The organism is Rhizobium sp. RHZ02, from assembly GCF_014851575.1.
GTDB classification, from domain to species: domain Bacteria; phylum Pseudomonadota; class Alphaproteobacteria; order Rhizobiales; family Rhizobiaceae; genus Rhizobium; species Rhizobium altiplani.
In genome coordinates, this window is the sequence record NZ_JACUZX010000102.1 from 1 (window position 1) to 358 (window position 358).

Consider the following 358-nt stretch of genomic DNA (forward strand, 5'->3'; position numbering starts at 1 on the left):
GACAATTTCCTGCAGCAGCAAGCCCGCTTCGACGACTTCGTCGAGGAGTTCAACAGCGAGCGGCCCCACCAGGCGCTCAACATGGCCTACCCGGCAGAGCGCTACGACGCGTCACCGCGCGCCTACCCGATCTCGACTACCCGTTCCACGACCAGACAGTCACCGTCACAACATGCGGACGCATCTGCTACAAGCGGAAGAAGATCAATCTCAGTCTGGTCTTCGCCGGTCAGGCCGTCGGCATCAAACAGGTCGAAGACAATATCTGGCTGACAAGCTTTATGGACTACGATCTGGGATACTTCGATGATGAGACATGCAGGCTTGAACCTTTGCCGAACCCTTTCGGTCCAAAAGT

1 pseudogene is annotated in these 358 nt (G+C 56.7%); it reads left to right on the top strand.

The features are described 5' to 3' along the window. A pseudogene (locus IB244_RS33300) lies at positions 1–358 on the top strand (integrase); the annotation flags it as partial.